Genomic DNA, 23,802 nt, shown 5'->3' on the forward strand with positions numbered 1-23,802 from the left:
TGATATTTTGCAGACAAAGATCAGCCTGGAAGGCGAATGGAAGTTGCAATTGGATGAGGGAAATCAAGGACTGGCATTGCCTTTTACAGATGTTATCACACTGCCGGGAACAACGTCCTACGCACGCAAAGGTTCGAAGAACGAGGATGTTTTAGTAAGCGCATTAACGGATGAGTATTTGTTTGAAGGGCAAGTCTGGTATTCAAAAGAGGTCGTCATTCCGGAAGAACTAGCCGGCAAAGTCTGCTTCCTATATTTGGAACGCACGAGGCTGACGACTCTATGGCTGGACAATCAGGAAATAGGCAGCCGTAACAGTCTGAACACCCCACATATATACGAGTTGCCGCAGCTTCAACCTGGGAATCATACGCTCACCATCCGTGTGGACAATACTGGTTACCCAACCAAAGGTGGACATTTAACGTCGCAGGATACCCAGACCAACTGGAATGGGATTACCGGACGTATGGAGCTTCAGTTCTATGGTGAGTCACGGCTCAGCGGCATCCGGCTCGATCCGGATCTCTCAGCCCGCTCAGTCCGAATCACGGCAACCTTGGACAGCAGGAACGAATCTATACTTACAGTGTCTGCGCAGAGCTTCAACAGCGACAATACACATGCTGTGGACCAGCGGGAGTACCCAGTCTCACCGGGTAGTTTTTCCTTTAACTATGAGCTTGGTCAAGACGCGCTGCTCTGGAGTGAAGGCGCTCCCAATCTTTATAACATAAACCTTGTTTTGAAAGACAGCGATGGATATATAATGGACCGACAGGAGCTCGTTTTTGGATTGAAGGAATTCCGGGCAGAGGGCGATAAGTTTACAATCAACGGACAAAAAACCTTCCTCCGCGGCAAACATGACGGCCTAATCTTCCCGCTTACCGGTTATGCCCCGACTGACGTCGAGGAATGGGTAAGAATCCTTGGCATCTCCAAGTCTTACGGCATCAATCATTATCGCTTTCATACCTGCTGTCCGCCGGAAGCTGCTTTCACCGCAGCGGATATGCTCGGTATCTACATGCAACCAGAGCTTCCATTTTGGGGAACAATCACGGAAGAAACCGACGAGGGCCATAATCAGGCGGAGCAGGACTATCTGATCAGCGAAGGCTATGCCATTCTCCAGGCTTTTGGCAATCACCCCTCCTTCGTGATGATGTCGCTTGGCAACGAGCTATGGGGCAGCAAAGCTAAGATTGATTCCTTCCTAAAGGACTATAAAGCATTTGATAATCGGATTCTCTATACACAGGGGTCCAATAACCACCAATGGGTGCCAGAAATTCTGGAACATGACGATTTCTTCAGCGGCGTGCGCTTCTCCAGAGATCGGCTGTTCAGAGGCTCCTATGCGATGTGTGATGCTCCATTAGGTCATGTCCAGATTGATCTGCCAGGCACGATGAAAGACTATGACGATCAGATCGTCCCTCAGGATCTCTTCAACGGAGAGGGGATGGAAGCTGCCGCTGGCGGAGAGATCCAGATCCAGTATGGTACGGAAGCCAAGACGGTGAAGGCTGGAGACGCTTCCGCAGAATGGATACCGCACATTCCGGTAATCTCGCATGAGATCGGACAGTATGCTACCTATCCTAATTATGGGGAAATCGATAAATACAACGGTCCGCTCAAAGCTGAGAATTTCAAAATTTTCCGTGAACGACTGGAAAGTAAAGGGCTGGGTCATTGGGCCGCCAAATATTTCGAATGCTCGGGGCAACTGGCAGTAGCTTGCTACAAAGAGGAACTCGAGGCGGCATTCCGCTCCCGTCGGCTTGCGGGTTTCCAACTGCTTGATTTGCAGGATTTCAGTGGCCAGGGAACGGCGCTGGTGGGTGTCCTCGACGCCTTTATGGATTCCAAAGGAATGATAAGTGCTGAGGACTGGAGAACTTTTTGTAATGATGCCGTTCTGTTGGCGAGATTTCCCAAGTATAACTATGTCTCTGGTGAAACGTTCGATGCCCATGTCGAACTGAGCTGTTTCCGCAGTGGTATGCCGAGTACATTTGAACTGCATTGGGAGCTTACCGAGGATTACGGTATACTCGCCTCAGGTTCAACCGAGGTGGACGTACCTGCAGGAACGAATTATATCGATATCTGCGATCTGGCAATAAAACTACCTGTAGTTGAACGGATGAGTACTATCGTATTATCCCTCTCCATACAGGGAACAGATATCCGCAAGAGCTATGACCTGTGGATTTATCCAGTGAAGAGTGGCAACATGCTGGAGGGTGTCCATGTCTTCGACAAGCTATCTGATGATGCGCTTGCATTGCTGGAGCAAGGTGAGAATGTGCTGCTTATGCCGAACCCGGAATCTCTCCAAAATGCTGTTGAAGGTTATTACTGCACAGATTTCTGGTGTTATCCAATGTTCCGCTCGATCTCAGAGAGCATGAACCGGCCAGTACCCATTGGTACTATGGGGATGTTGATTGATAACAAGCACCCGGTGCTTCGTGAGTTCCCGAGCGAGGAATATTCTACCTATCCTTGGTGGAGTATTGTTGAGAATTCGAAATCGCTCATCATGGATGCGGCAGACCGCAACTGGAATCCCGTAGTGCAGACTATCGATAATTTTGAACGCAATCATAAGCTGAGTTTCCTAGTGGAATGCAGTGTAGGAGCAGGCAACCTGCTGATATGCGCATTGGATGCTGATAAGGTTAGCGATACGCCGGAAGGCAGACAGTTCTTATCCAGCCTTGCGGGTTATATGAAATCAGATGATTTCAAACCACAGTACAAGGCGAATGTTGCGGAGCTTCTTGAGCTGATCCAATAGGTAGAGGCAGGCGATTACTAAGGCTCCTTATCGCATTTCATATGGATGAACAGTCCAAGGGCGCTATACTAAAAACTACTTTCTTCATTGAGTAAGACAGACGGTTTCATCGTAAAAAGATCTAGAGCAGCGATTCTCTTAATAAAGAGAGATTCGCTGCTCTTAGTTTTTTGCTGCTTTTAGTTTATTGGTAGCCGCCAGCTTCAACAGTGTCATCGTTATCTGAGTCTCTGAGGGTTTCGGACCCAGATGACACTATTTACTAATTTTCAGCCTTTTGAACAACATTTCGGACTCCAGTGACGCTATTGCTTAAAAAGAGGTCCATATGTGTTGTATTTCATACAGATAGTGGCTATGGGGACCGTTAGCCCACCAAAAGTACAATAATACTGCTTTTAGCGTCATCTATGTCCGATAGGTGGTGCTACATTGTTGCAATAGTTCTTAGAACTTCTATCGAACAAAAAGTAAAGGAGTTCACCAAGCAGCCTTTCGCGGCTCAAGGGAACTCCTTTTTTCGCGTTCGACGTATTACACGTATTGGTAAAGCACGGGAGTCAGAGGCTCCGAAACAAAACAAGCCTTAAAAAGCCACCTCTATAGATGATTGCTGATAAGCCTCACTCCAGCCTAGAGGGGTTGTTTGTGTTTATCAGCAACTGAGCAGTTTTACAAACGATTTCACAGGGTTGGAGACCTTTGAAAACATTAACCCGGTGCTATCATTGGTAATGAAGCTGCACACCTAAAGTTGTAAGCGCATTAACGAATGGCGCCAGAGCCGCTCATCGTCAGGAACAGCGCCAAATTTAGCAGGGTTTGGGGGAACGGGAAGACATGAATGAAATTCGATTGAACGATTTGAAGTGGGAAGTCAAAGGGTATTGGCCCTGGGTTCCGCTAAAGGGCACCAGTATGGAGCTGGGACAGGAATTGATGGGGGTTACGGACTGGATGCCTGCCACTGTGCCGGGTGGAGTTCACTATGATCTCTTCAGACAGGGCTGGATTACCAACCCTAATCAAGAGTTAAATAGCCTGAGTTGTGAATGGGTGGAGAACCGCTGGTGGGTTTACCGTACGACCTTGAAGCAGCCTGAGCTGAGAGCAGCCAGAGTTGAACTGGTCTTTCAGGGACTGGACTATGAAGCCTCGGTATACGCTGATCATTTACTGCTGGGTGAACATAAAGGTATGTTCGAGCCGGCTGTATTTGATGTTACAGACCTGCTCTCCGGGCGGGAAAGCCTTGAAATTTCAGTGCTGTTGAAGCAGGCGCCAGATGAAATGGGGCAAATCGGCAAAACCTCGGCTACCTTCACGCAGAAGAGCCGTTTTAATTATAAATGGGATTTCTCTACCCGGTTGGTCAATGTCGGAATTTGGGATGATGTGGTATTGAGGGTACATCAACAGTGCTCTTGGGATGATGTGTCGATCACTACAGATGCGGAGTTTGGCGAGAACGATAGAAATCAGATCTCGTCTGGTCGAATTACCATTCAAGCTGGAATCAAGCGAATGGCTGGCTCTGAAGATGATGGGACACTGACAGCGTGCATCACCTGTGCTGATCCGGAGGGGAATCCGCTGCTGGTTCAATCGCGACTAGTTCGAGCTGGAGAGCTTCTGAACGCGGAGCTGGACATACCCGAACCTGAGCTATGGTACCCAAACGGTTATGGAAAGCAGCCACTGTACAATCTTGAACTAAAGCTACTGGATGAAGCTGGAACGGAGTTGGATACCCAGAGCTTTCAAACGGGCATTCGCAAGCTCGATTATATCCACAATGTAGACAGTCCAGACAACGCTCTACCATATACAGTGGTGATTAACGGAAGCAAGATCTATATGAAAGGGGTAAATATGACCCCTCTGGACCATCTCTACGGGAATGTAACGGTTGAACAATATCAACTGATGATTCGTCTGATGAAAGCAGCTCATATTAATCTCGTTCGGGTATGGGGCGGTGGAATCATTGAGAAAAAGGCTTTTTACGACTTATGTGATGTGAACGGCATTATGGTCTGGCAGGAGTTCATTCAGTCGAGTTCAGGTATTGACAATATCCCTTCGAAGCAGCCGGAGTTTCTGGAGCTGCTTCACAAGACTGCCTGCACAGCGCTCTGTGACAAACGCAATCATGTATCGCTAACGGTATGGAGCGGCGGCAATGAATTAATGAGTGAGCCAAATAAGCCTTCCGACAGCAGCGATTCCAATCTGGCGATGTTGAAAGAACTGGTAGAACAGTATGATCCGCAGCGACTCTTCCTACCGACCTCAGCTTCCGGCCCGGTAGAATATATTACGGATGCCAAAGGTCAGGGGCATGATGTGCACGGTTACTGGAAGTATATGGGAAACCCTTATCACTACGAGTTATATGGCAGCAACGATAATCTGCTGCACAGCGAATTTGGGGTGGACGGTCTGAGTTCTCTCAAAAGTCTGGAGAAATTTCTGAGTGAGACCAACCGGCGACCGGTTTCTATGGAGAACAACGCGATATGGAGACATCACGGGGAGTGGTGGGATACGCTGAGCCGTGAAGAAGAAATGTTCGGCAGCATGACAGATTTGGAGCAGTTCTCTGCCTGCAGCCAGTGGATACAGGCGGAAGGAATCCGGTTCGTGCTGGAGGCTAACCGCCGCCGTAAGTTCCGAAACAGCGGCAGCATTGTATGGCAATTCAACGAGCCGTGGCCGAATGTGTCCTGCACTAACCTTGTCGATTATTACGGTGAAACGAAGATGGCCTACCATTGGGTGAAATCTGCCTTCCGTCCGCTACATGTTTCGCTGGACTACCGCAGTCTACTGCTTACACCAAGCACCGGATTTCAGGGAGATGTATACGTGCATGGAGGAAATGGACACAGGGTAGAAGTCGACGCGGAAGTCTTCGATGCAGTCGGACGGTGCATCTATCAGCAATCATTTGAGGCAGAGGGAAACAAAGATCAGGCTGTCGGCGCTGGGGTGCTGAATTTCAACGTGCCAGAGCATGAGAATGCTTTATATTTCGTCAGATTGTCCTACCAGGACGGCGATGAAGCACCACAGCAGAATTTATATGTATTCTCTACCAATAAAAAGCATCCATATGCTCCCGCGCTTGCACTTATAGGAGGCAATCTTGAGGTGCGTCAGGAGAGTTTATGGCAGCCGACGGGTGCTCAGGAGAAGAGCCAGCAGGCCCTTTTTACAGTCCAAAATACCGGTAGTGAAGTTTTACTGCATATCCATGCAGAGGAAAGGGGAGACCGCTACTGGATGGAAGCGGATGAGCAGTTCCATACCCTCTTTCCGGGTGAGACCAAAACAGTAACGGTTACTTGCACTCCTAAACTCTCAGGAGGATTCCTGTCTGGGGAAAATTATAGGATCACAGATGGCTTGCCAGAAATTAGATTCATGTCGTTCCTAACAGCACAGAGCAGAATGATACAGGTTGGAGGAGAAAAAAATCGTGAGTAAAACATTGTGTTTTGTACCGGAGGTACATGTTCCGCTAAGTCGGTTTATTCAAGCCAAGGGATCTACACCTGTCGCTATACCTGTTAGCAGAGCAGTGGCTGATTACTTAAGGCTGCACAACGCTCCACTGCTGCTTGCTTGCTTGCGAGGCGGCGAAGTAGCTTATCAGAAAGCGAATTGGTCAACCCTCCATGAAGACACTGTTGAAGTTGAAGCAGCAGAAGGGATCTCCGAGAAAGAGGAGGGGGTATTTGTATTAGTCAGTCCTATGCTGACCAATATGCTTCCTGTAGTGTCTCACTGGGATAATAGCGTTGCTGAGGGAAAAGGAGGCTTCCGTTATGGCGGAACAGATGGCATAGGGACATTGCGGATGGACGAAGCCGGGGAAAAGGTTGTTTCCGAGCATGCACGGCTCTACAATAGCGACCCAGATAGCCCTTATGTATACAATACGGAAGATCATCAGCTGTTCGGAGGCAACGAGGGAAATAAGAATTTTAAAACTCCGCAATTCGAGCATTATATCGGTGACCGCTACAGTCTCTATGCTGTAGATGATCTAGTTGCAGTTTCCTTGAGCGACCGCATCCTTAAGACCTTCGGATTTCCGGTGGTTTTCCGCAATGCATCCACAGACAATGCTTCACTTTTAAGTAATGCGCCTGTATTTCAGCTCATCAGCGGCAGTCTGCTAGTTACAGAGAATGACCAGCATAGCCTTGCTTCCTATATTCTGCCGCCCTTTTGGAGCGCGGCAAATGTTAAGGGATATCCACTGTTGTTCAATGGTTATTATGATGCCAATGAGAATACCTTCAGTACGGTAGGTCCCTCATTTCTGGAAATCATCGGCAAGACTCTGGCCAGCACCGGCAAAGGCGTTGTCGGCATTCTGTGGAACGGAGGAGGATATATCGGCAGCCGTTCCTTGCAAGGCTCCATCTATGCTGGCATTGGGGCGGCAATTACCAGAGGTCAAGAAAGTTATGGCGGTGATGCAGAGCAGGTAGTGGCTGTAGGTGGTTCGCGCGGCGGCTTAACTGCGCTGCTGGCTGGAGGCAATCCGCTTTGCTTACCCTACCGGGTGCGCTACACACTGTGTTATGCACCGCCGTTGATTCTGAACGGGCTTACCCGTGAGTTTGCCGAAGGAGCTTGCCCACTGATCTGGCATGTGGCGGAAGTAGACACCGGTTACCGGGAAATCTGGAAGAAAGATTGGCAGCATCCACAGAACGGCAGCACGGGAACCGAGACTCTGCTACAGACTCTGACGGGAACTATTGACTCTGCAAGTCTAAAGGAAACGACCGGACTGGAATCCGAATTTTTTCTGGAGGGTCTTAAAGCGAGTGGCACAAAGCTGCTGATTAACCATGGCACGCATGATGCCTTTACCCTTAGCCGCTTCAGCTTTTCCTTCGCGGCTTTGGTCCGGAGTCGCGGGATACCGCTTCGCCATGAGATCGGATACCGCTTCGGCCATAACAACTGCACGGATCTTTACGAGCAAGCTACTCTATGTCTAATAGCTCTGCTACAGGAACAGGAGCTCGAATTCACGGGCACGGTGCATTATCGCAGACGCAGTCCGGCTGCGGGAGAGTGGGAGCAGACCGAACGTTTTGTCCCAACTCATCAACCCGTTTTTCTGGAAGCACCTAAGTTCGTAGCGGTGGGTAGCCCTGTGGCTTGGACTCTTTATGGAGAGCCGGGAATGGAATACCGCCTGGATCTGGGAATCCTAGATCAGCAGGCTTGGGAACAGAAGCAGCAGGTAGTTCGAGATGAGCGCATCACACTGGCGTCCGGTGTATTGCCGGACAAACAGCATCCGCTTGAACTCTGCTCGTGGCAGGATGGCGTAAGCCAGCTCACTGACGGACAACATGCGGGCTTATATCTTTATGAGCTGTCATACAGGCTCAAGGGTGAGCAGAAGTGGAGCGTAGTTTCTCCCTCCCGTGTGCCACAGCCCGGCGTAGAGCCTCAGTCGGTGCTTCGTATTTTGGAGGAGCAGCCCAATCCGGCGAGCGAAGCGTTTCGGGCGGAAGCGGCCGTCCTCTGCATCAGCGCAGGGTTAAGTGAGGCCTAAACGATTCACCATAACATGAACATAAGTGGTGTGCGGCCATTCCGGTGCGTGCACTGCTTTTTTTTGCCAACAAATAAGTAGCTTTACAAACGCTTTCGCAGGGTTACCGGATTTCGGCGCTCAGTAGGAAGCGCTATCATTTAGGTATAACAACTATACAACGCCTGACCGGATTAAAGCTTGATTCCGGGAGGAAGGAAGGACAGGAGCATGATTGGAAAAACCAGTGAACTAAATCCTTTAATGACAGAGAAAAAGAAAGGTTATCCTGTACGGCGTTTATTCAAAGATTGGTCATCCTGGATATTAATTGTACCCACACTGTTTGCCTTTTTCTTTTTTTCCTGGCAGCCGCTCGTGAAGGGCATTGTGCTCTCTTTTTTCAATACTGAGGGTTATAATGCCGTAAGTTTCGCCGGACTGCAGAATTACAAGGATGTTATACAGAACTCGGCGTTTCAACAGACATTGACCAACTCTTTTGTGTATGTGTTCTGGTCACTACTGATCGGTTTTGCCGTACCCATTATTGTCGCTGTCGTGATTAATGAATTGAGACATGGGAAGTCATTTTTTCGCTTTTCGGTCTTTTTTCCGAGTATGGTTCCCGGCATTGCCGCTTCGATGTTATGGATGTTTTTGTTTGAGCCCGGAAAGGGTGGCGTGCTGAATATTATGCTGAGTGCCATGGGATTTCCGGTGCAGCAATGGCTTCAGGATCCGCAAATGACGATAATGCTGATTATCTTCACGATTACCTGGCGAAATTTCGGGGGAACAGTGCTGCTTTATCTGGCAAGTCTACAGAGTATTAATCATGATCTGTACGAAGCAGCCTCGATTGACGGTGCGAATGTATGGCGGAGATTCAAAAGTATCACCATTCCGCAAATCTCTAGCATGATCGGACTGATGATGATTTTGCAGATCAGCGGTGTATTCCAGATCTTCAATGAACCCCTGGTAATGACTGAGGGTGGACCGAACAATGCCTCAATGACCTTGATGCTGCAAAGCTATTATTATGCGTTCCGGAGTTTTGAAGCAGGCCATTCAATGGCGCTCGGGGTTATTACTTTTCTAGTCCTGATGGTGCTTACCATTATTTATTTCCGGCTGGATAAGAAATTGAACAGGGAGTAGAAGCTATGAAAACTAAAGAAGCATATGGCATTATCGGCAATATAGAATACAGATCACCTTGGGTGCGCCTGCTGTATTGGTGCATGTTCATTCTGATGATTGTGCTGGCCGCTGTCTGTATTTTGCCTCCGGTCTGGATTATGGTCTCAAGTCTGAAGGACATCAAAGAGTTTTATGCAATCCCGCCCACCCTGATCCCCCGCTCGTTCAATGTTGGCAAGCTATGGGAGACCTGGCAGGAGTTTAACTTCCTCAGTTATTATCTGAATACGGCTTATCTGGCCGCAGGTTCTGTACTGTTCTGCCTTACTTTTAACGGACTGGCCGGATATTTCTTCTCCAAGCTAAAGCCGCGGGGCAGTGCCCTGCTGTTTGCCCTGATCGTGTGGACCATGATGGTGCCGAATACAGTGGGCATGGTGCCGCTGTTTAAGAATCTGATTGATTTTCCGCTGTTGCACTTGAACCTGACCAATACTTACTGGCCGATGTGGTTTATGGCTGCTGTGAATCCGGTGGTAATTCTGATCTTCAAAAACTTTTTCGATACCATCCCACAAGCGCTGCTGGAAGCAGCCAAAATTGACGGAGCGAGCACCATCGGTATTTTTATTCGAGTCATTCTCCCGCTCAGCGGACCAGTTATGGCTACAATTACAATCCTTACGATGAACAGTGTCTGGCAGGACTTCTTCTGGCCCTTTATGGTGCTGAAGGATAAATCGACCTGGTCGGTCATTGTGGCTATTTACAATCTGAAGGCGACATTGCCGCAGGACATACAGTTTATTGCGTTGACGTTTGCGATTCTGCCGCCGATTATCCTGTTTATTTTTTTCCAAAAGTACATTATGAACGGGCAATCCTTCGGCGGCAGTATTAAAGGGTAACATCACCCGATCACAAACCATTTCACAGTTTTGCCCCGTAGGGTGCTGCAGAAGGTGCATGTTAAGATGATTTCAGATTCAAAAAGAAAGCGCTTTACATGTTGCGAAGAATGCTTTAACAATAAGACTAGGGGGAATTACATTGAAAAAAGGACACACCAAGAACCTGACAGCTACACTGGCACTTACGCTGCTTTTTTCTGCCGGACTGGCTGGCTGCGGAGGCGGCTCCAATGAGAAGAATGCCGGAGGAAAGACGGAGACAGCGGGCAATCAACAGGTGACGATCAAGGTCAGTAACTGGCCAAAGCCGAATGAGGAAGCCAAAATCGCCCAGTATGAGCAGGTCATGGCGAAGATGAAAGCCAATTATCCGGAAATTATTGTGGACAAAGATGAATGGGGGTATGACGTCAGCTCATTCCTGCCAAAAGCGGCCAGCGGCCAGCTTCCGACGGTATACGAAACCTTTTTTACAGAAACAAGCAAAATCATCAAGGCAAATTACGCGGCTGACATAACGGATACGATGAAAAAATATGGCTACGACAAGGCGATCAATCCAGATCTGCTGAAAATGGTTACCAAGGACGACAAGTATTATGGGATTCCGAAGGACGGATACGTCATCGGTATGCTCTACAATATGAATCTTTTCAAGGAGGCTGGACTGCTGGACGACAAGGGGATTCCTAAATTTCCTAAAACATATGAAGAGCTAGCAGAAACTGCGCAGATTATTAAACAAAAGACCGGTAAAGCCGGAATGTTCTTGCCTACAAAAAGTGGTCAAGGCGGTTGGATGTTCATGAACATTGCCTGGGCATACGGAGCAGAATTTGAAAAACAGGTAGACGGGAAATGGCAGGCGGTGTTCAATTCGCCGGAAGCAGCAGCGGCCCTGCAATATGTGAAGGACTTAAAATGGAAATATGATGTACTGCCCGACAACAATCTGGTCGATGTTACGAACGATATGTTCCGCTTGTTCGGAACCGATCAGGTCGCTATGAGCTTCGGCACGAATGACTGGTCACCGGTCATCCAGCAACAGACTAAGATGTCCAAGGACAATGTGGCAATGTCCGCGCTTCCAGTAGGACCAATCGGGAAACCTGTAACCCTGCTCGGTGGCGGCCTATATATGTTCTCGCCTAATGTAACACCTGAGCAGATTGATGCCGGATTCAAATGGCTAAAAACCTACGGATTTACACCAGAGTCCTCTGAAGAGGCACTGACCGGTTGGGATATTGAGAAGAAGACACTGAGCGATCAAGGGCTGATCGTAGGGCCTTACGGGCTGCGGATTTGGACTGATGAGAAACGGATTGGAGAAGAACAAAAGATTCTCGACAAATACAACAACGTCAATCTGGATTTGTTCCGTGATTATATGGACAATGGCAGCAAAGGCATGCGGGCGGAAGAACCAGTCAACGCACAGGAATTGTACCAAAAGCTGGATATCGTACTGCAAACCGTACTGACGGACAAGAACGCAGATCCGCAACAGATCTTGGATAGGGCTGCCGAAGAATTCCAACGTGATTATCTCGATAAGGTTAAATAAAACGCAGACCAACGGCGACGTCGTCCTTCTGAAGGGCGGCGATGCCGTTTCTGCGTAGATTGCCTTAACTACTTAAATGAGATAAAGGAGATATGCATAACATGGCAGCAAAAGAATGGGGAGACTGGGGAGCACGCTGGATCTGGCCGCAGGAGGAGCAAGGATCAGCGGATAGGGAACAGCAGCACGAGCGTGCGTACTTTCGCAGAGTGTTCGAACTGCCAGCTGGTATCGGAAAGACCTGCACCCTGGATGTGGCCATTACCGCAGACAGCCGCTACAGGCTGTTCGTCAATGGGCAGCGTTTATGGGCCGGTCCTTGTAAAGGACATGGTCATATACAGTATTATGAAGAATTCAGTCTGGACAATGTTCTACAACCAGGTTTAAATGTGCTTGCTGTTATGGTCGTTCATTATGCAGGGACTACGCCCTTTGAACTGGGTGAAGACGGACCTTTGTCCGTCTGGCGCTCGCAAAAAGGCGGGCTGCTTGTGGAAGCGGCAGTTACACAAGGCGGGCAGCTAGTACAGGAGCTAAATACGGATAGCTCATGGAAAAGTATTAAGGATCGCAGCTATAAGCTCCAGCAGTTTCCGATCATACGCTGGATGGGTGGACTGGAAGAAGTGGAGGGTGACGCAGCGCTGCTGGATTGGACACTGCCCGAATATGATGACAGTGCCTGGCTTGCTAGCGGAATTGTGCAACCGGTGCGGGATGAATATGGCCAATTAACCCCTTGGCAGCTGGCCCGGCGTCCGATTCCGCTGTTGTATGAGCGGGAGCAATTTTTTCTGAAGCTGATGCGCAGCAGTAGCGGGGAAGGGCATGCCTTTTTTGAGGAAGGGCATAGTCTGGATCTGCGAAATGGAGATGGCGGCGCTTCACCCAACGCAGTACTGCCTTCCGCTGGAATAACAATAGAAGCAGGGCAACATTTTTGGTTGGAGTTGGATGCTGGTGAGCTAACCACAGGGTATTTGCAGCTTAGACTTCTTAGAGGCAAAGGTAGCCGGATTACCCTATTATGCGCTGAGTGTTATGAAGAAGAAACGGGGGATGATGAGATTCGCCGCAAAGCTGTCCGCGATAATACGAAGGAACATGTATTAAGAGGCGGTTACGATAGCTATCACCCGGCAGGTTACGGCATCTCTGCGCGTACGGAAATCTACGAACCGTTCTGGTTCCGTACCTTCCGCTATGTACGGCTGGAAGTGCAGGCTGGTGTCGAGCCTCTAACGATTTCCAGCTTTAGCTATAGGGAGACCGGATATCCACTGCAGCCGGAAGGAAACTTTCACTGCTCCGATGAACAATATAACCAACTATGGGAGCTCAGTGTACGAACACTTCAGCGCTGCATGCATGAGACCTACGAGGATACTCCGTATTATGAACAGCTGCAGTATACCATGGATACCAAACTGATGATGGAGTTTACGTACCTATTATCAGGGGACGACCGGTTAGCGCGGAGAGCTATGGAAGATTATAAGGCCTCTCAGCTACCAAACGGGATGCTGCAAAGTCGCTATCCCTCAGTGCTGCCGCAGGTCATTCCTTCCTTCTCCCTATATTGGATCGGAATGATTCATGACCACTACAGATCCTTCGGGGATATGGCCTTGGTGAATCAGTACCGGTTAGCGCTGTTATCTGTGCTGGACTGGTTCGATCAACATCTGACTCCGGAGGGTCTGGTGGACAGAACGCCCCGCCAATATTGGAATTACTTCGATTGGGTGGAGGAATGGCCGCTCGGCGCACCGGATTGTACGGATGATGCACCCGCAACCGTACTGAGCCTGATGTATGCGGCCGCGCTGGAGCAAGCGGCTGAATTGCTTGCAGCCAGCGGTTGGACACAGATTGCTGGTGAACTGCGTCAACGCAAAGCGGCGGTCAACGCTGCGGTAATGGATTGCTGCCGGCTAACGAACAGTCTGCTGTTCCGCGACAGTCCGGAGGCAACTGCGGGAACGCAGCATAGCCAGCACACGCAGGTCTGGGCGGTTTTGGCGGGCACAGTGGATGTTGTAGAAGGGGCGGCACTGCTGGAGTCAACGTTAACAGACACATCACTGGCTAAGCTTTCGTTGCCGATGAGCTACTATCTATTCCGCGCGCTAGAGAAATGCGGAATGTATGACCGCTCGTTCGGACTATGGACACGGTGGTTGAAGCAGTTGGAGCTTAATCTCACTACACTTCCAGAAATAGATTCAACCGGCACCAGAAGTGACTGCCACGCATGGAGCGCACTGCCGATCACTGAGTTCACCAGAGGGATATTGGGTGTCCAACAAGGAATAGAGGGAATAACTATAAAGCCCCACTATGGAGAACTGCGGCAGGCCAGCGGAACCGTAAGTACAAGTATCGGCCCAATAAACATCAAATGGGAGATCCGTTCAGTAACAGGACAGGAGATCTTCCACATGAAAGCTTTTTGGCAAGCCGGATCGGCAATTACAATAATTCTGCCTAATCATGAAGTGCATGAGACAGATGAGGGTTCCTTTTACAAGGAGATCGACATTAGTCATCTTAGCTGTTAGTCTGATTTCAGTTGATTTTGTTTTCATGATTCATACACCGGAGGGGGATGGGGAAGTCATATGTTCAGATCGTTCGGCCGCAATATCCGCCTAGTCCTGGTGTTGTTCATTACTGTCTATATTGTCGCTTCGAGCTTCATTCTGTACCGTACTATGGAGCATAGAAGCCTTGACATGCTGCGGCAGCTATCCGTTCAGTACACTGGCCAGCAGCATAAGAACACACTTCTGTTCATGAACTGGCTGGAGGAGACCTCGAAGCTTATATCCAACAACCAGGTGGTGCAGAATGCGCTGAAAAAACCAACATATGACGGGGCAATCTCTCCGATACTTGAGGGCATACGTTCTTCCAGTAGTGACATTCTCGGCATTTACATTTGGGGAGAAGCAGGGGGAACTTACTCCTCGAGCAATGTTTCCGGGTTGCTGCCCTTTGCAGAGATCAAAAAAGAACCAGGGATGGAACAATTTCTAAATAACCGAGAGCAGGCTTTGCGCTGGACGGTGCTGAACCGGGAGCATCTAATGAATGCACCTTCGGATCTGCGCGACCGTCTGTTGCTTGAAGTAAAAATTAAGGGTTCGATGGGAGACGTCCTCGGTCTGCTCTCGCTCGAAGTGGAGATTGACAAGCTTTACAGCTTCTACCTATCTGGCGAGAATACAATCTACGGGGAAAATGAAGTTTACCTACTGACCGGAAACGGGAAGCTATTGAGTGCTGCCGATGTCCCGAAGGAGCGACTGCAGGAGATCAAAGCAGCACTAGTTACTTCGGAAAAAGCTACCTTGGCTGAGCCAGTGACACAGGGTATCGATCAAAATAGTACAGGCAGAGGTGATGCAGATCTGCTGGAGCGGGAAACGGCTGACGGCCTGATTTTGCTCTATCCACTACCGGAATCGGCAGAGCGGATTGTCACCTATATCTCAGCAGATGGCATGAATGCAGAGCTGCGAACGTTTAAGTATTTAATGCTCGCCCTGAACCTCGTAGTGTTCATAGTGTTCTGGCTGCTGATCTCAGTGCTTAGCGGCAGTATAGTTAATCCACTGAAGCAGTTGTACCTGAAGATTAATTCAACAATGAAAGACTAAGATAAGATGGAGTCTAAATCATGAAAATCGCTAACCGAAGTGTATTTCATACATCTAGCGTGGGCAATAAACGGATGAAGTAAGATATAGTTGTATTCAGTACACTTATTATTCGGAAAGTTAGTTGCTGCCAACAGAATTGGAACGTATAGATGTACCAAATACACTTAAACTTCTGCTCGCTGCAAAAAAAGGGTACTTTAGCTGTATTAAATACAACTAAAGCACCTATAATTCTCGAAAGTATCTTTAATTTGCCACTACTCAGAAAAAAATAAGAAATCGTCTTTTTAAGCAAAGTAGAAGTCCCTTCTACCCACTCAAAAAGGATCGATTTCTTTGTTATGTCCGCATTTATAAACTAAATTCGCTAATTGGGCAGTTCCTTCTTCAAGTTGATCGTAACCGTGGTGCCTTGCCCCGGCGTGCTGGAGATACTTAAACCATATTGAGGACCATATTCCAGTTTAATTCGTTCGTCCACATTTCTTAGTCCATACCCGCTCTGAAACAACACATCTTCCTTGGCTTGGCTAAGCGTCGCACCGTTGGAAAATCCCACCCCGTCATCAGTCACTGTGAAGCGAATCTCATCTGCCACTAATTCGCCTTTAATCCAGATTCGGCCCATCCCGCGTTTCTCGCTGATGCCGTGTTTGATCGCATTCTCTGCAATAGGCTGAAGAATCAGCTTCAGAATGCGAACCTTGCGCAGCGATTCCTCAATCTCGTATTCAATCTCGAACTTATCCGGAAACCTCATTTGCTCAACTGTCACAAAACTCTGCACCAAGCGGATTTCTTCGTCCACGGTCACGAACTTGTCGCCTTTATGCAGGCTGATTCGAAAAAAGGTAGCTAATGAAGAAATCAGCCGTTCGATATCGGGCTGCTTCTTCAGTCGGGCAATCCAGGCAATTGCATCCAGTGTGTTGTAGAGAAAATGGGGATTGATCTGTGATTGAAGTGCGGTCAGCTCAGCTTTCCGTTGCTTTTCTTTCTCCTCATCTTTCTCCAGCATTAATTGGCTGATCCGCTCCACCATCTGATAGTAGCTGTTCTCAAGCTGAAAAATCTCATCAACCTGACCGCGCTGTTCATAAACAGCGGCCAGATCTTTTTTGCCAAACAGGCTCAGCTTCTTCTTCAAGTTCAGCAGTGGACGGGTGATTTTGGCTGCCAGATAGAAGGAAAAAATCAGTAGCACAATAAAGGTAACGCTGGCGAACAGAAGCGCATTTTGATTGCCTTTGGCGATTCCCGAGAGCAGTTTGTGATTGGAAATCACACTGGTGAATTCCCAGCTGACCCCAAGTGTCTCCAACCGGGGATTCAAAGGATAAGTAGCAATGATGTAGGAATTTTCGTTATCTGACCAGGTACGATAGCCTTCTTTTTTACCTGGGCGAAGAGGGGCGTTTTCCTCCAAAAAATTGCCCAAGAGCCGTTTGTCGGGGTGAGAAATAATCCGATTGTCGGAAGTCAGGAAGGAGTAGCCGATGCCAGTGAAGCTGGAGGAATACAGGTCCGCCAAAGCAGCCTCCCTGACATAAATGATCACGACCCCGATATTTTGTCCAGTATTGAAATTGCGGAACTGCTGGCCGAATGGAATATACGCATTGCCTTCTCCATCCCGTTTGATCTCACCGACAACAGGCATGCTGCTCTCCTGAATGCGTTTGATGAACAGGGCTTCAGGCACTTCCAGCATCTGCTCCTTAGACTGGTAAGAATAAAGCATATTATCGTTGGTGCTGATAATTACATTACCCACCAGGTCGTTCTGGGCCAGCATACCGTCGATGATAGCTCCAATTCGCGATTCCTTGTCAGCTGACGGCAGGGAATCGTTATTGATGATTTGGTAGATATCACTGTTCACCAGAAACCGCAGAAACAACATTTGAATGTCATCGACCATGAGCTCCACGCTAAGCCCAATTTGGCGCTGAGTCTGAACGACATGGCGGTACAGATCCTTTTGCAGGTAGGTATAGGAATAAAAATTGAAAATAACGAGCATCAGCACCAGATGCATAGACAGTCCTGCTAACAGAACAACAACAATCCGGCTTTTGATCTTGAACCGCCTCATCCAGGAATCCATCCGGTTGGCTAGTCTCCGCTTACCCATAGGTTTTTGCATATTCACTCGGCGGGATGCCCGTCATTTTTTTGAAGATCTGGCTAAAGTATTTGGAGTCGGTGAAGCCGACCTGATTGCCAACCTCGTACACCCGATACTTCGGATTGCGCAGCATACGTTTGGCTTCCTCGATACGGTATTCCGTCAGACATTCGTAAAAAGTTTTGTTCAGATCTTTACGGAACAGATGCATCAAATGGGTTGGACTGACGAAGACCGCCGCAGCAACCATCTCAACGGTAATGTTTCCGGCAAAGTGCTCCCGTATAAAAGCGAGTGCGTCCCTGATTTCGCGCCGGCACCGAGCTCCAGCCTCTTCTTCAGCATACAGCACACGTTCAATGCCAGAAAGGGCACGCTGCGCAGCAAGTACAGCCTGCCGGTATGAATCTACGATCCCGTTCCATTCTCCCGCAGGTTTACCTATGCCGACGCTTAAGGCCTGGCCGAAGTGCTGTTGGCTCCATTCAGATAGTTGTTTGCCCAATTTTCGTGCAGAATCTCCGGCCAGCTCTGGTTCCCCGGTCCGAAGGATCATAACCCACTCCAGATGGCTGTCGCGGAATAGACACAGTTGCTCAAAAGAATGCGCTTCCAGAATAGTCGCCGCTGCATCCTCCAGCGCTTTGCCTACAGTATTTCCTTGAAGGCCGTTATCAGGAGGAAAGGTAATGGACAGCGGTAGGATAGCTTTTCCAGGTTCCAATTGCAGTTCCAGTAATTTTATCTTATTTGAAATAAACTCTTCGTCATGCAGTTGGTCATGCAGCAAATCCTGCCAGAACTGCTTGGAGATCGAGGCCAATTCCTCATTAAGCTGTGAATACCGCTTGGAGAGTTGCTTTTTGCCAAGGATTTCATCCCCCACGCTTCGAACTGTATTTGCAAGTTCTTCTATATTAATGGGCTTTAGCAAATAGGTGGAGGCGCCATAACGCAAAGCAGCCTGAGCATATTGAAATTCGTCATAACCGCTGAGCACGACAATCCCTACGAGCATGTCCTGTTCCCGTATTTTTTCGATGAGCTCAAGACCGTTCATATACGGCATACGAATATCGGTAATGATCACATCTGGACGGTGCAGTAGGGCAAGCTCCAATCCTTCCTCGCCATTGCTGGCTTCTCCTATGATCTCGACGTTGTATTCTGCCCAGTCTATGGTCTGGGTGATGCCCATGCGGACCAGATATTCGTCATCCACTACAAGCGCTTTCAACATTGGCTTCACCTCGAAGTAGTTTCTAATATGTCTTACAGCCATTATAAACATGAAACCTCTTAAAGAGGAGGTATAATTTCTGAGGTTGTCAGGATCGCAAACGATTTCGCAGTATATTCCCCGGTGACTCTGCGCAGTGACTGCCACGTAGCGTAAGGATCAAACATTTCAACAGCTTCGCAAACCGTTTCATAGGATTCCATCCTAACTTTTGCAAAATCCACTGTGATAGACTTTAAGCGTAAAAGAGCAGTAAGCGCTTTTATAAACATAGAGAGATCGAAATTGAACGTTGTAGGAGGAGTACACTAGATGCAAGATTCATTTATTCCATTTGGGTTTCAATATTACCGTTCCCCGACCCCCTTCCGTGATCAATGGGAACAAGACCTAAGCAATATTGCCGGACAGGGCTTCAATTGTGTGAAATATTGGGTACAATGGCGCGCGAGTGTGTCCAAAGAAGGGACCTATCATTTCGATGATATTCAGGAGCTAATGGATATTGCGCAGAGGAATGGTTTGAAGGTCATTTTGAATGTAATTTTCGACGTGGCGCCGGCCTGGTTCTATAAAAAATATCCTGATTCCAAAATGGTTACAGCGGACGGTTCCATTCTGGAACCAAGGGCGATTAACTGCCGCCAGATCGGCGGAGCGCCGGGGCCCTGTTATCATCATGCAGCTGCCGCCGAAGAAAAGGCAAAGTTTCTGGCGGAGACGGTGAAGACTTTTAAGGATCATCCGGCGCTCTGGGTCTGGGATTTATGGAATGAGCCTGAACTAACCACAGGAATCAAGCGCAAGCTGTCTTTTGACAACCAGGTGTGTTATTGCGAGCAATCGCTGTTGGTGTTCCAAGAACGGCTAAAAAATAAATATGTTACTTTGGAAGCCCTCAATGAATCATGGCAGCGGACTTACGGGAGCTGGGAGGAAGTAGAGGCACCGCGTGGACAAGGCGTATTTAATGATCTGGTGGACTGGCGCCTGTTCATGTCCGGTACTTTAACGGATGAGCTGCAGAGCCGGGTAGATATAGTGAAGTCACTGGATCTTTTGCATCCTGTTATGGCCCACACTGTGCCCGCCCCTATCTTTAATATGATTACAGCGGGTTCGGACGACTTCAAGCTGGCTGAGCCCTGTGACTTGACAGGCAATAGCCTTGGGTCCTCGGCCTGGTCTGCTGATCTACTGATCTCTGCCGCCAAAGGTAAACCCATTATCAATTCGGAGATTCATGCTTTGCCAGGCAATACTGCAATGAAGCCGCGTCAGCCGGACCTGCGGGAAATGAAACGGCATATTCTGACCCCGCTCGCTCGTGGCATCACGGGATATTTGTTCTGGCAGTACAGACCAGAGATATTGGGACAGGAGGCCCCTGCATGGGGCAGTGTATATTTGGACGGAAGTCCAACCCCATGGTACAAGGATATGGCTCATCTAAATAAGCTGGTGCAAAACAATAAGCAAGAGCTGATGCATGCAAAACGGCGCGGAGACGGGATTGCCATTCTGTTCAGTCCGCAGAACCAGGTTGCTAACTTTGCGGCACATGATCATCTGGACACCTACAACGATTCCTTACAAGGCGCCCATAAACTACTGCATGAGCTCAATTATAAAGTTGAATTTCTGCATGAGACGGATGTTAACGAGAAGACACTGGAGCAATACCACTGCTTGTGGATGCCTTATCCTCTATATTTGAACCGCAAACTGTGTGACATCCTACGCCAGTGGGTGGAAAAGGGCGGGATCTTGATTTCGGAATGCTCGTTCGGTGCACTTCAGGCAGAGAATGGCTGCCACAGCTATACGGTGCCCGGTTATGGATTTGACCAGGTGTTCGGGGTCCGTGAGACTTGGATTCATTCCGCTGAGAACCTGGATCACAGCTATCATCAGGTTGCGTTCGAATCACGGACAGCGATTCCGTTGCGGAATGTTATGGAGCACAGCAAGGCGGAGGAATCGGCAGCAGACGATACGGCGCACGGATCCTATTACAAATCGGATATCGAGCTGGAAAGCCATGTGAAGGTACTGGCTGAATTTGCCGAGGACCGCATGCCTGTGTTGACTACCGCCGCTTATGGCAACGGGCGTGCCGTATGGTTTGGTACCTTGCTTGCGGCTGCCTACTGGCAGGATGGACATCCCGGAACGCTTCAGCTGGTGCGGGATCTATTACAGAAGGAACTAAAGCTGCAGCCGTATGTACAAGCAAGCGGCGGTGTCCGCGCGGATCTCTCCGAGTGGGAAGGTGAGCAGGACCGAGGGGCATTTCTTTATGTTCATAATGAAGGGGATATGGCGGTTAAGGCTGACGTTACGCTGGGTATTGTTTATACTTCTGTCGAACCGTGGTTTGATGATGGCAGCGCTGAAATTCAACCAATGAATCTATTGAAACCCACAACTACAAAACTGACTGTGCGGGTAGAAGCTGGAGATGTTCAAGTATTCCGATTATCTTAACCGGTATCAGTAAAGAACGGAGAATATAGAGCTGGTGAAAACTGGCTAAAGGAGTGTATCTATATGCGTTCGTTAGATTATGTTAATCCATTGCAGGGGACGGAGTCAGATTTCCGGTATTCACATGGCAATACGCTGCCACTTACAGCGCTGCCATTTGGTATGGCGGCTTGGTGCCCGCAAACCTATGAAGCAGGTGGAACCTGGTTCTTCCACCCGCGCCATCGCCACCTAGAGGGTATCCGGCTGACCCATCAGCCCAGCCCGTGGATCGGAGATTATGGGCATCTGACCCTGTTGCCACAGACAGGTCCACTTCTGCTCAGTCCCGGTTCACGTTCTTCTTCCTTCAAAACGGAAGAGATGCAAGTGTCCCCTCACTATTTCGATGTGTTTCTTCAACGTTACCGCACCCGGCTGGAGCTGACTCCAACCGAACGTTGTGCAGCGATAAGAATAACTTTCGCTGAGAGGCAGCAGAACAGGCTTATTATAGCACCTCTGAAAGGTGAGTCACATCTCACCTTCCAGCCGGATAAACGTAGAATCACCGGCTACACAAGAGGCCATACCGCCGGGGTGCCCGATAATTTCGCGATGTATTTCGTGTTCCAGTTCGATAGGGATTTTCACATGGAGGAGTCGGGAATCTTTAACGGAGATTATCAGCCACTGGAGACCCATGAAGGGACTGGCGAACGACTGGGCGCTTACGTAGGAATAGCTGCACCGGAATCTGGCATAGTGGGAGTGAAGTGCGGGACTTCCTTTATTAGCGGAGAGCAGGCGCTGCTTAATCTGAACCGAGAGATTGGGGAAGACGGCTTCGGAGAGATCTTGAATAAAGCAGAGGCAAGCTGGGAAGAACGGTTGGGGCGCATTGTTGCTGAAAGCGCAGATGAAGAGAACCTCCGCACCTTTTACAGCTGCATGTACCGAATCTGCCTGTTCCCGAGAACGTGGCATGAATATAACGAGCAGAACGAGAAAATCCATTACAGCCCTTTTAATGGCAGCATCTGCCAGGGTCCAATGTATTCGGATATCGGGCTGTGGGATGTATACCGAACCAGCCTTCCTTTATACAGTATCTTATTCCCATCTTTATTGGGTGAGATTATGCAGGCGTGGACATTGGCATACAAGGAGAGCGGCTGGCTGCCAAAGTGGCTGTCACCAGGGGAGCGCAGTGCCATGCCAGGCACACTGATTGATGCCGCAGCTGCGGATGCCGTGGTTAAGGGCATCGGCGGATTTGATACAGAGGTACTGTATGAAGGTCTTCTGAAGCATGCAGATCGTCCATCAGTGGACGAGAAGCTGGGCAGAAGGGGCCTTGAATTGTACTTGCAGCATGGTTATCTGCCGCATGACCGTTTCCATGAAAGTGTAAGCAACACGTTGGATTATGTATACGGAGATTTCTGTATTGCGCAGATTGCCAAAACACTTGGCAAAATGGATGATTATGAGCGTTTTATGGCTCGGGCACAGAATTATAAGCTGCTGTTTGATCCAACAGTTGGGTTTATGAGAGGTCGCAATGAGGACGGTACTTGGCAGGAAGCATTTGATCCTCTGGAGTGGGGTAATCCGTTTTGTGAAGGCGGGGCTTGGCAGGGGAGCTGGGCAGTGCCCCACGACTTCCCGGGACTAGCCGGGCTGATGGGTGGTGAAGAGGCTTTTGTCCAGCGTCTGGATCAGTTGATGACCGAGGAACCGGTATTTAAAGTGGGATCCTATGGTTTGGAAATACACGAAATGTCGGAAATGGCCTCCGCCGATCTGGGGCAGTTTGCCATCAGCAATCAGCCGAGCTTCCACATTCCTTATATATTTGCCAGACTGGGTGTGCTGTCCAAAACGCAATATTGGGTCCGCAAAACCATGACCAAACTGTTCAGCAGCCAGATGGATGGTTTACCCGGCGACGAAGATAACGGCAGCATGGGTGCTTGGTTTATTTGGAGCGCCATCGGCCTGTACCCTTTAAGTCCTGGAATTCCTGAATATGTGCTCGGCAGCCCGCTTTTTGATAAGGTAACTATTCAGCTTGAAAATGGGCAGCAATGGATCATTGAAGCAGAGAACAACAGCCCCGCCAATGTGTACAGTAAATCCGTCCACTGGAACGGATCGCTATGGCAGCACCACTCTCTGTCACATGATGAGATTGTCAAAGGTGGAGTCTTGAATTTCTGTATGTTTTCGGGCACAGATCAGTCTTAAGAACAATGCAAGGCAGTCTGGAAAATTCCGGACTGCCTTTGTTTT

The 23,802-nt window shown here is 48.8% G+C and carries 12 protein-coding genes; 10 read left to right on the forward strand and 2 right to left on the reverse strand.

Annotated elements, in window-relative coordinates:
* Nucleotides 1-7 precede the first annotated feature (7 nt).
* The 8 genes from NST25_RS15185 to NST25_RS15220 all read left to right on the forward strand — a co-directional run bounded on the left by NST25_RS15185 (nt 8) and on the right by NST25_RS15220 (nt 15,670).
* On the forward strand, nt 8-2,812 hold the full coding sequence (locus tag NST25_RS15185; protein WP_340394332.1) for a glycoside hydrolase family 2 TIM barrel-domain containing protein: 2,805 nt from the start codon (nt 8-10) through the stop codon (nt 2,810-2,812).
* An 840-nt stretch (nt 2,813-3,652) separates the two neighbouring features.
* Nucleotides 3,653-6,301 carry a glycoside hydrolase family 2 TIM barrel-domain containing protein gene (locus NST25_RS15190; RefSeq protein WP_340394334.1) on the forward strand — a complete coding sequence of 883 codons (2,649 nt, stop codon included), beginning with the start codon at nt 3,653-3,655 and terminating at the stop codon, nt 6,299-6,301.
* Nucleotides 6,294-8,399, forward strand: a complete 2,106-nt coding sequence (locus tag NST25_RS15195) for a hypothetical protein (protein WP_340394335.1) — start codon at nt 6,294-6,296, stop codon at nt 8,397-8,399. Before NST25_RS15190 ends, NST25_RS15195 begins: the two co-directional genes overlap by 8 nt.
* Nucleotides 8,400-8,609: 210 nt before the next feature.
* Entirely contained in the window at nt 8,610-9,542 is a 933-nt protein-coding gene (locus tag NST25_RS15200; protein ID WP_197740348.1) for a sugar ABC transporter permease, read from the forward strand.
* A 5-nt stretch (nt 9,543-9,547) separates the two neighbouring features.
* Nucleotides 9,548-10,432: a carbohydrate ABC transporter permease gene (locus tag NST25_RS15205; protein WP_051490964.1), complete on the forward strand. Its 885-nt coding sequence runs from the start codon at nt 9,548-9,550 to the stop codon at nt 10,430-10,432.
* Between the two features lie 142 nt (nt 10,433-10,574).
* On the forward strand, nt 10,575-12,005 hold the full coding sequence (locus tag NST25_RS15210) for an extracellular solute-binding protein (protein ID WP_081383668.1): 1,431 nt from the start codon (nt 10,575-10,577) through the stop codon (nt 12,003-12,005).
* 101 nt (nt 12,006-12,106) lie between these two features.
* On the forward strand, nt 12,107-14,569 hold the full coding sequence (locus tag NST25_RS15215) for a hypothetical protein (protein WP_340394336.1): 2,463 nt from the start codon (nt 12,107-12,109) through the stop codon (nt 14,567-14,569).
* Between the two features lie 60 nt (nt 14,570-14,629).
* A complete protein-coding gene (locus tag NST25_RS15220) occupies nt 14,630-15,670 on the forward strand; it encodes a hypothetical protein (RefSeq protein WP_076218692.1) in 1,041 nt (346 codons plus the stop codon).
* Between the two features lie 370 nt (nt 15,671-16,040).
* On the opposite strand, the gene NST25_RS15225 is transcribed toward NST25_RS15220, so the two are convergent.
* Nucleotides 16,041-17,819, reverse strand: a complete 1,779-nt coding sequence (locus NST25_RS15225) for a sensor histidine kinase (RefSeq protein ID WP_143764970.1) — start codon at nt 17,817-17,819, stop codon at nt 16,041-16,043.
* Complete coding sequence (locus NST25_RS15230; RefSeq protein WP_076307826.1) at nt 17,800-19,083, reverse strand: response regulator; 1,284 nt, start codon at nt 19,081-19,083, stop codon at nt 17,800-17,802. The genes NST25_RS15225 and NST25_RS15230 overlap by 20 nt, the downstream gene beginning before the upstream one ends.
* A 270-nt stretch (nt 19,084-19,353) precedes the next feature.
* Here NST25_RS15230 and NST25_RS15235 point away from each other — a divergent pair, with 270 nt between their 5' ends.
* Together NST25_RS15235 and NST25_RS15240 are read left to right on the forward strand one after the other, a co-directional pair.
* Entirely contained in the window at nt 19,354-21,528 is a 2,175-nt protein-coding gene (locus tag NST25_RS15235) for an alpha-amylase family protein (protein WP_340394338.1), read from the forward strand.
* A gap of 63 nt (nt 21,529-21,591) precedes the next feature.
* On the forward strand, nt 21,592-23,757 hold the full coding sequence (locus NST25_RS15240; protein ID WP_340394339.1) for a GH92 family glycosyl hydrolase: 2,166 nt from the start codon (nt 21,592-21,594) through the stop codon (nt 23,755-23,757).
* Nucleotides 23,758-23,802 lie beyond the last annotated feature (45 nt).

Source organism: Paenibacillus sp. FSL E2-0190, assembly GCF_037992965.1.
GTDB lineage: Bacteria > Bacillota > Bacilli > Paenibacillales > Paenibacillaceae > Paenibacillus_AQ > Paenibacillus_AQ odorifer.

What these genes read in the sequence shown, in the direction of transcription:
- NST25_RS15205 (WP_051490964.1), top strand. Translation starts at nt 9,548, where the DNA reads ATGAAAACTAAAGAAGCATATGGCATTATCGGCAATATAGAATACAGA.
- NST25_RS15190 (WP_340394334.1), top strand. Translation starts at nt 3,653, where the DNA reads ATGAATGAAATTCGATTGAACGATTTGAAGTGGGAAGTCAAAGGGTAT.
- NST25_RS15220 (WP_076218692.1), top strand. Translation starts at nt 14,630, where the DNA reads ATGTTCAGATCGTTCGGCCGCAATATCCGCCTAGTCCTGGTGTTGTTC.
- NST25_RS15240 (WP_340394339.1), top strand. Translation starts at nt 21,592, where the DNA reads ATGCGTTCGTTAGATTATGTTAATCCATTGCAGGGGACGGAGTCAGAT.
- NST25_RS15225 (WP_143764970.1), bottom strand. Translation starts at nt 17,819, where the DNA reads ATGCAAAAACCTATGGGTAAGCGGAGACTAGCCAACCGGATGGATTCC.
- NST25_RS15230 (WP_076307826.1), bottom strand. Translation starts at nt 19,083, where the DNA reads ATGGCTGTAAGACATATTAGAAACTACTTCGAGGTGAAGCCAATGTTG.
- NST25_RS15215 (WP_340394336.1), top strand. Translation starts at nt 12,107, where the DNA reads ATGGCAGCAAAAGAATGGGGAGACTGGGGAGCACGCTGGATCTGGCCG.
- NST25_RS15200 (WP_197740348.1), top strand. Translation starts at nt 8,610, where the DNA reads ATGATTGGAAAAACCAGTGAACTAAATCCTTTAATGACAGAGAAAAAG.
- NST25_RS15235 (WP_340394338.1), top strand. Translation starts at nt 19,354, where the DNA reads ATGCAAGATTCATTTATTCCATTTGGGTTTCAATATTACCGTTCCCCG.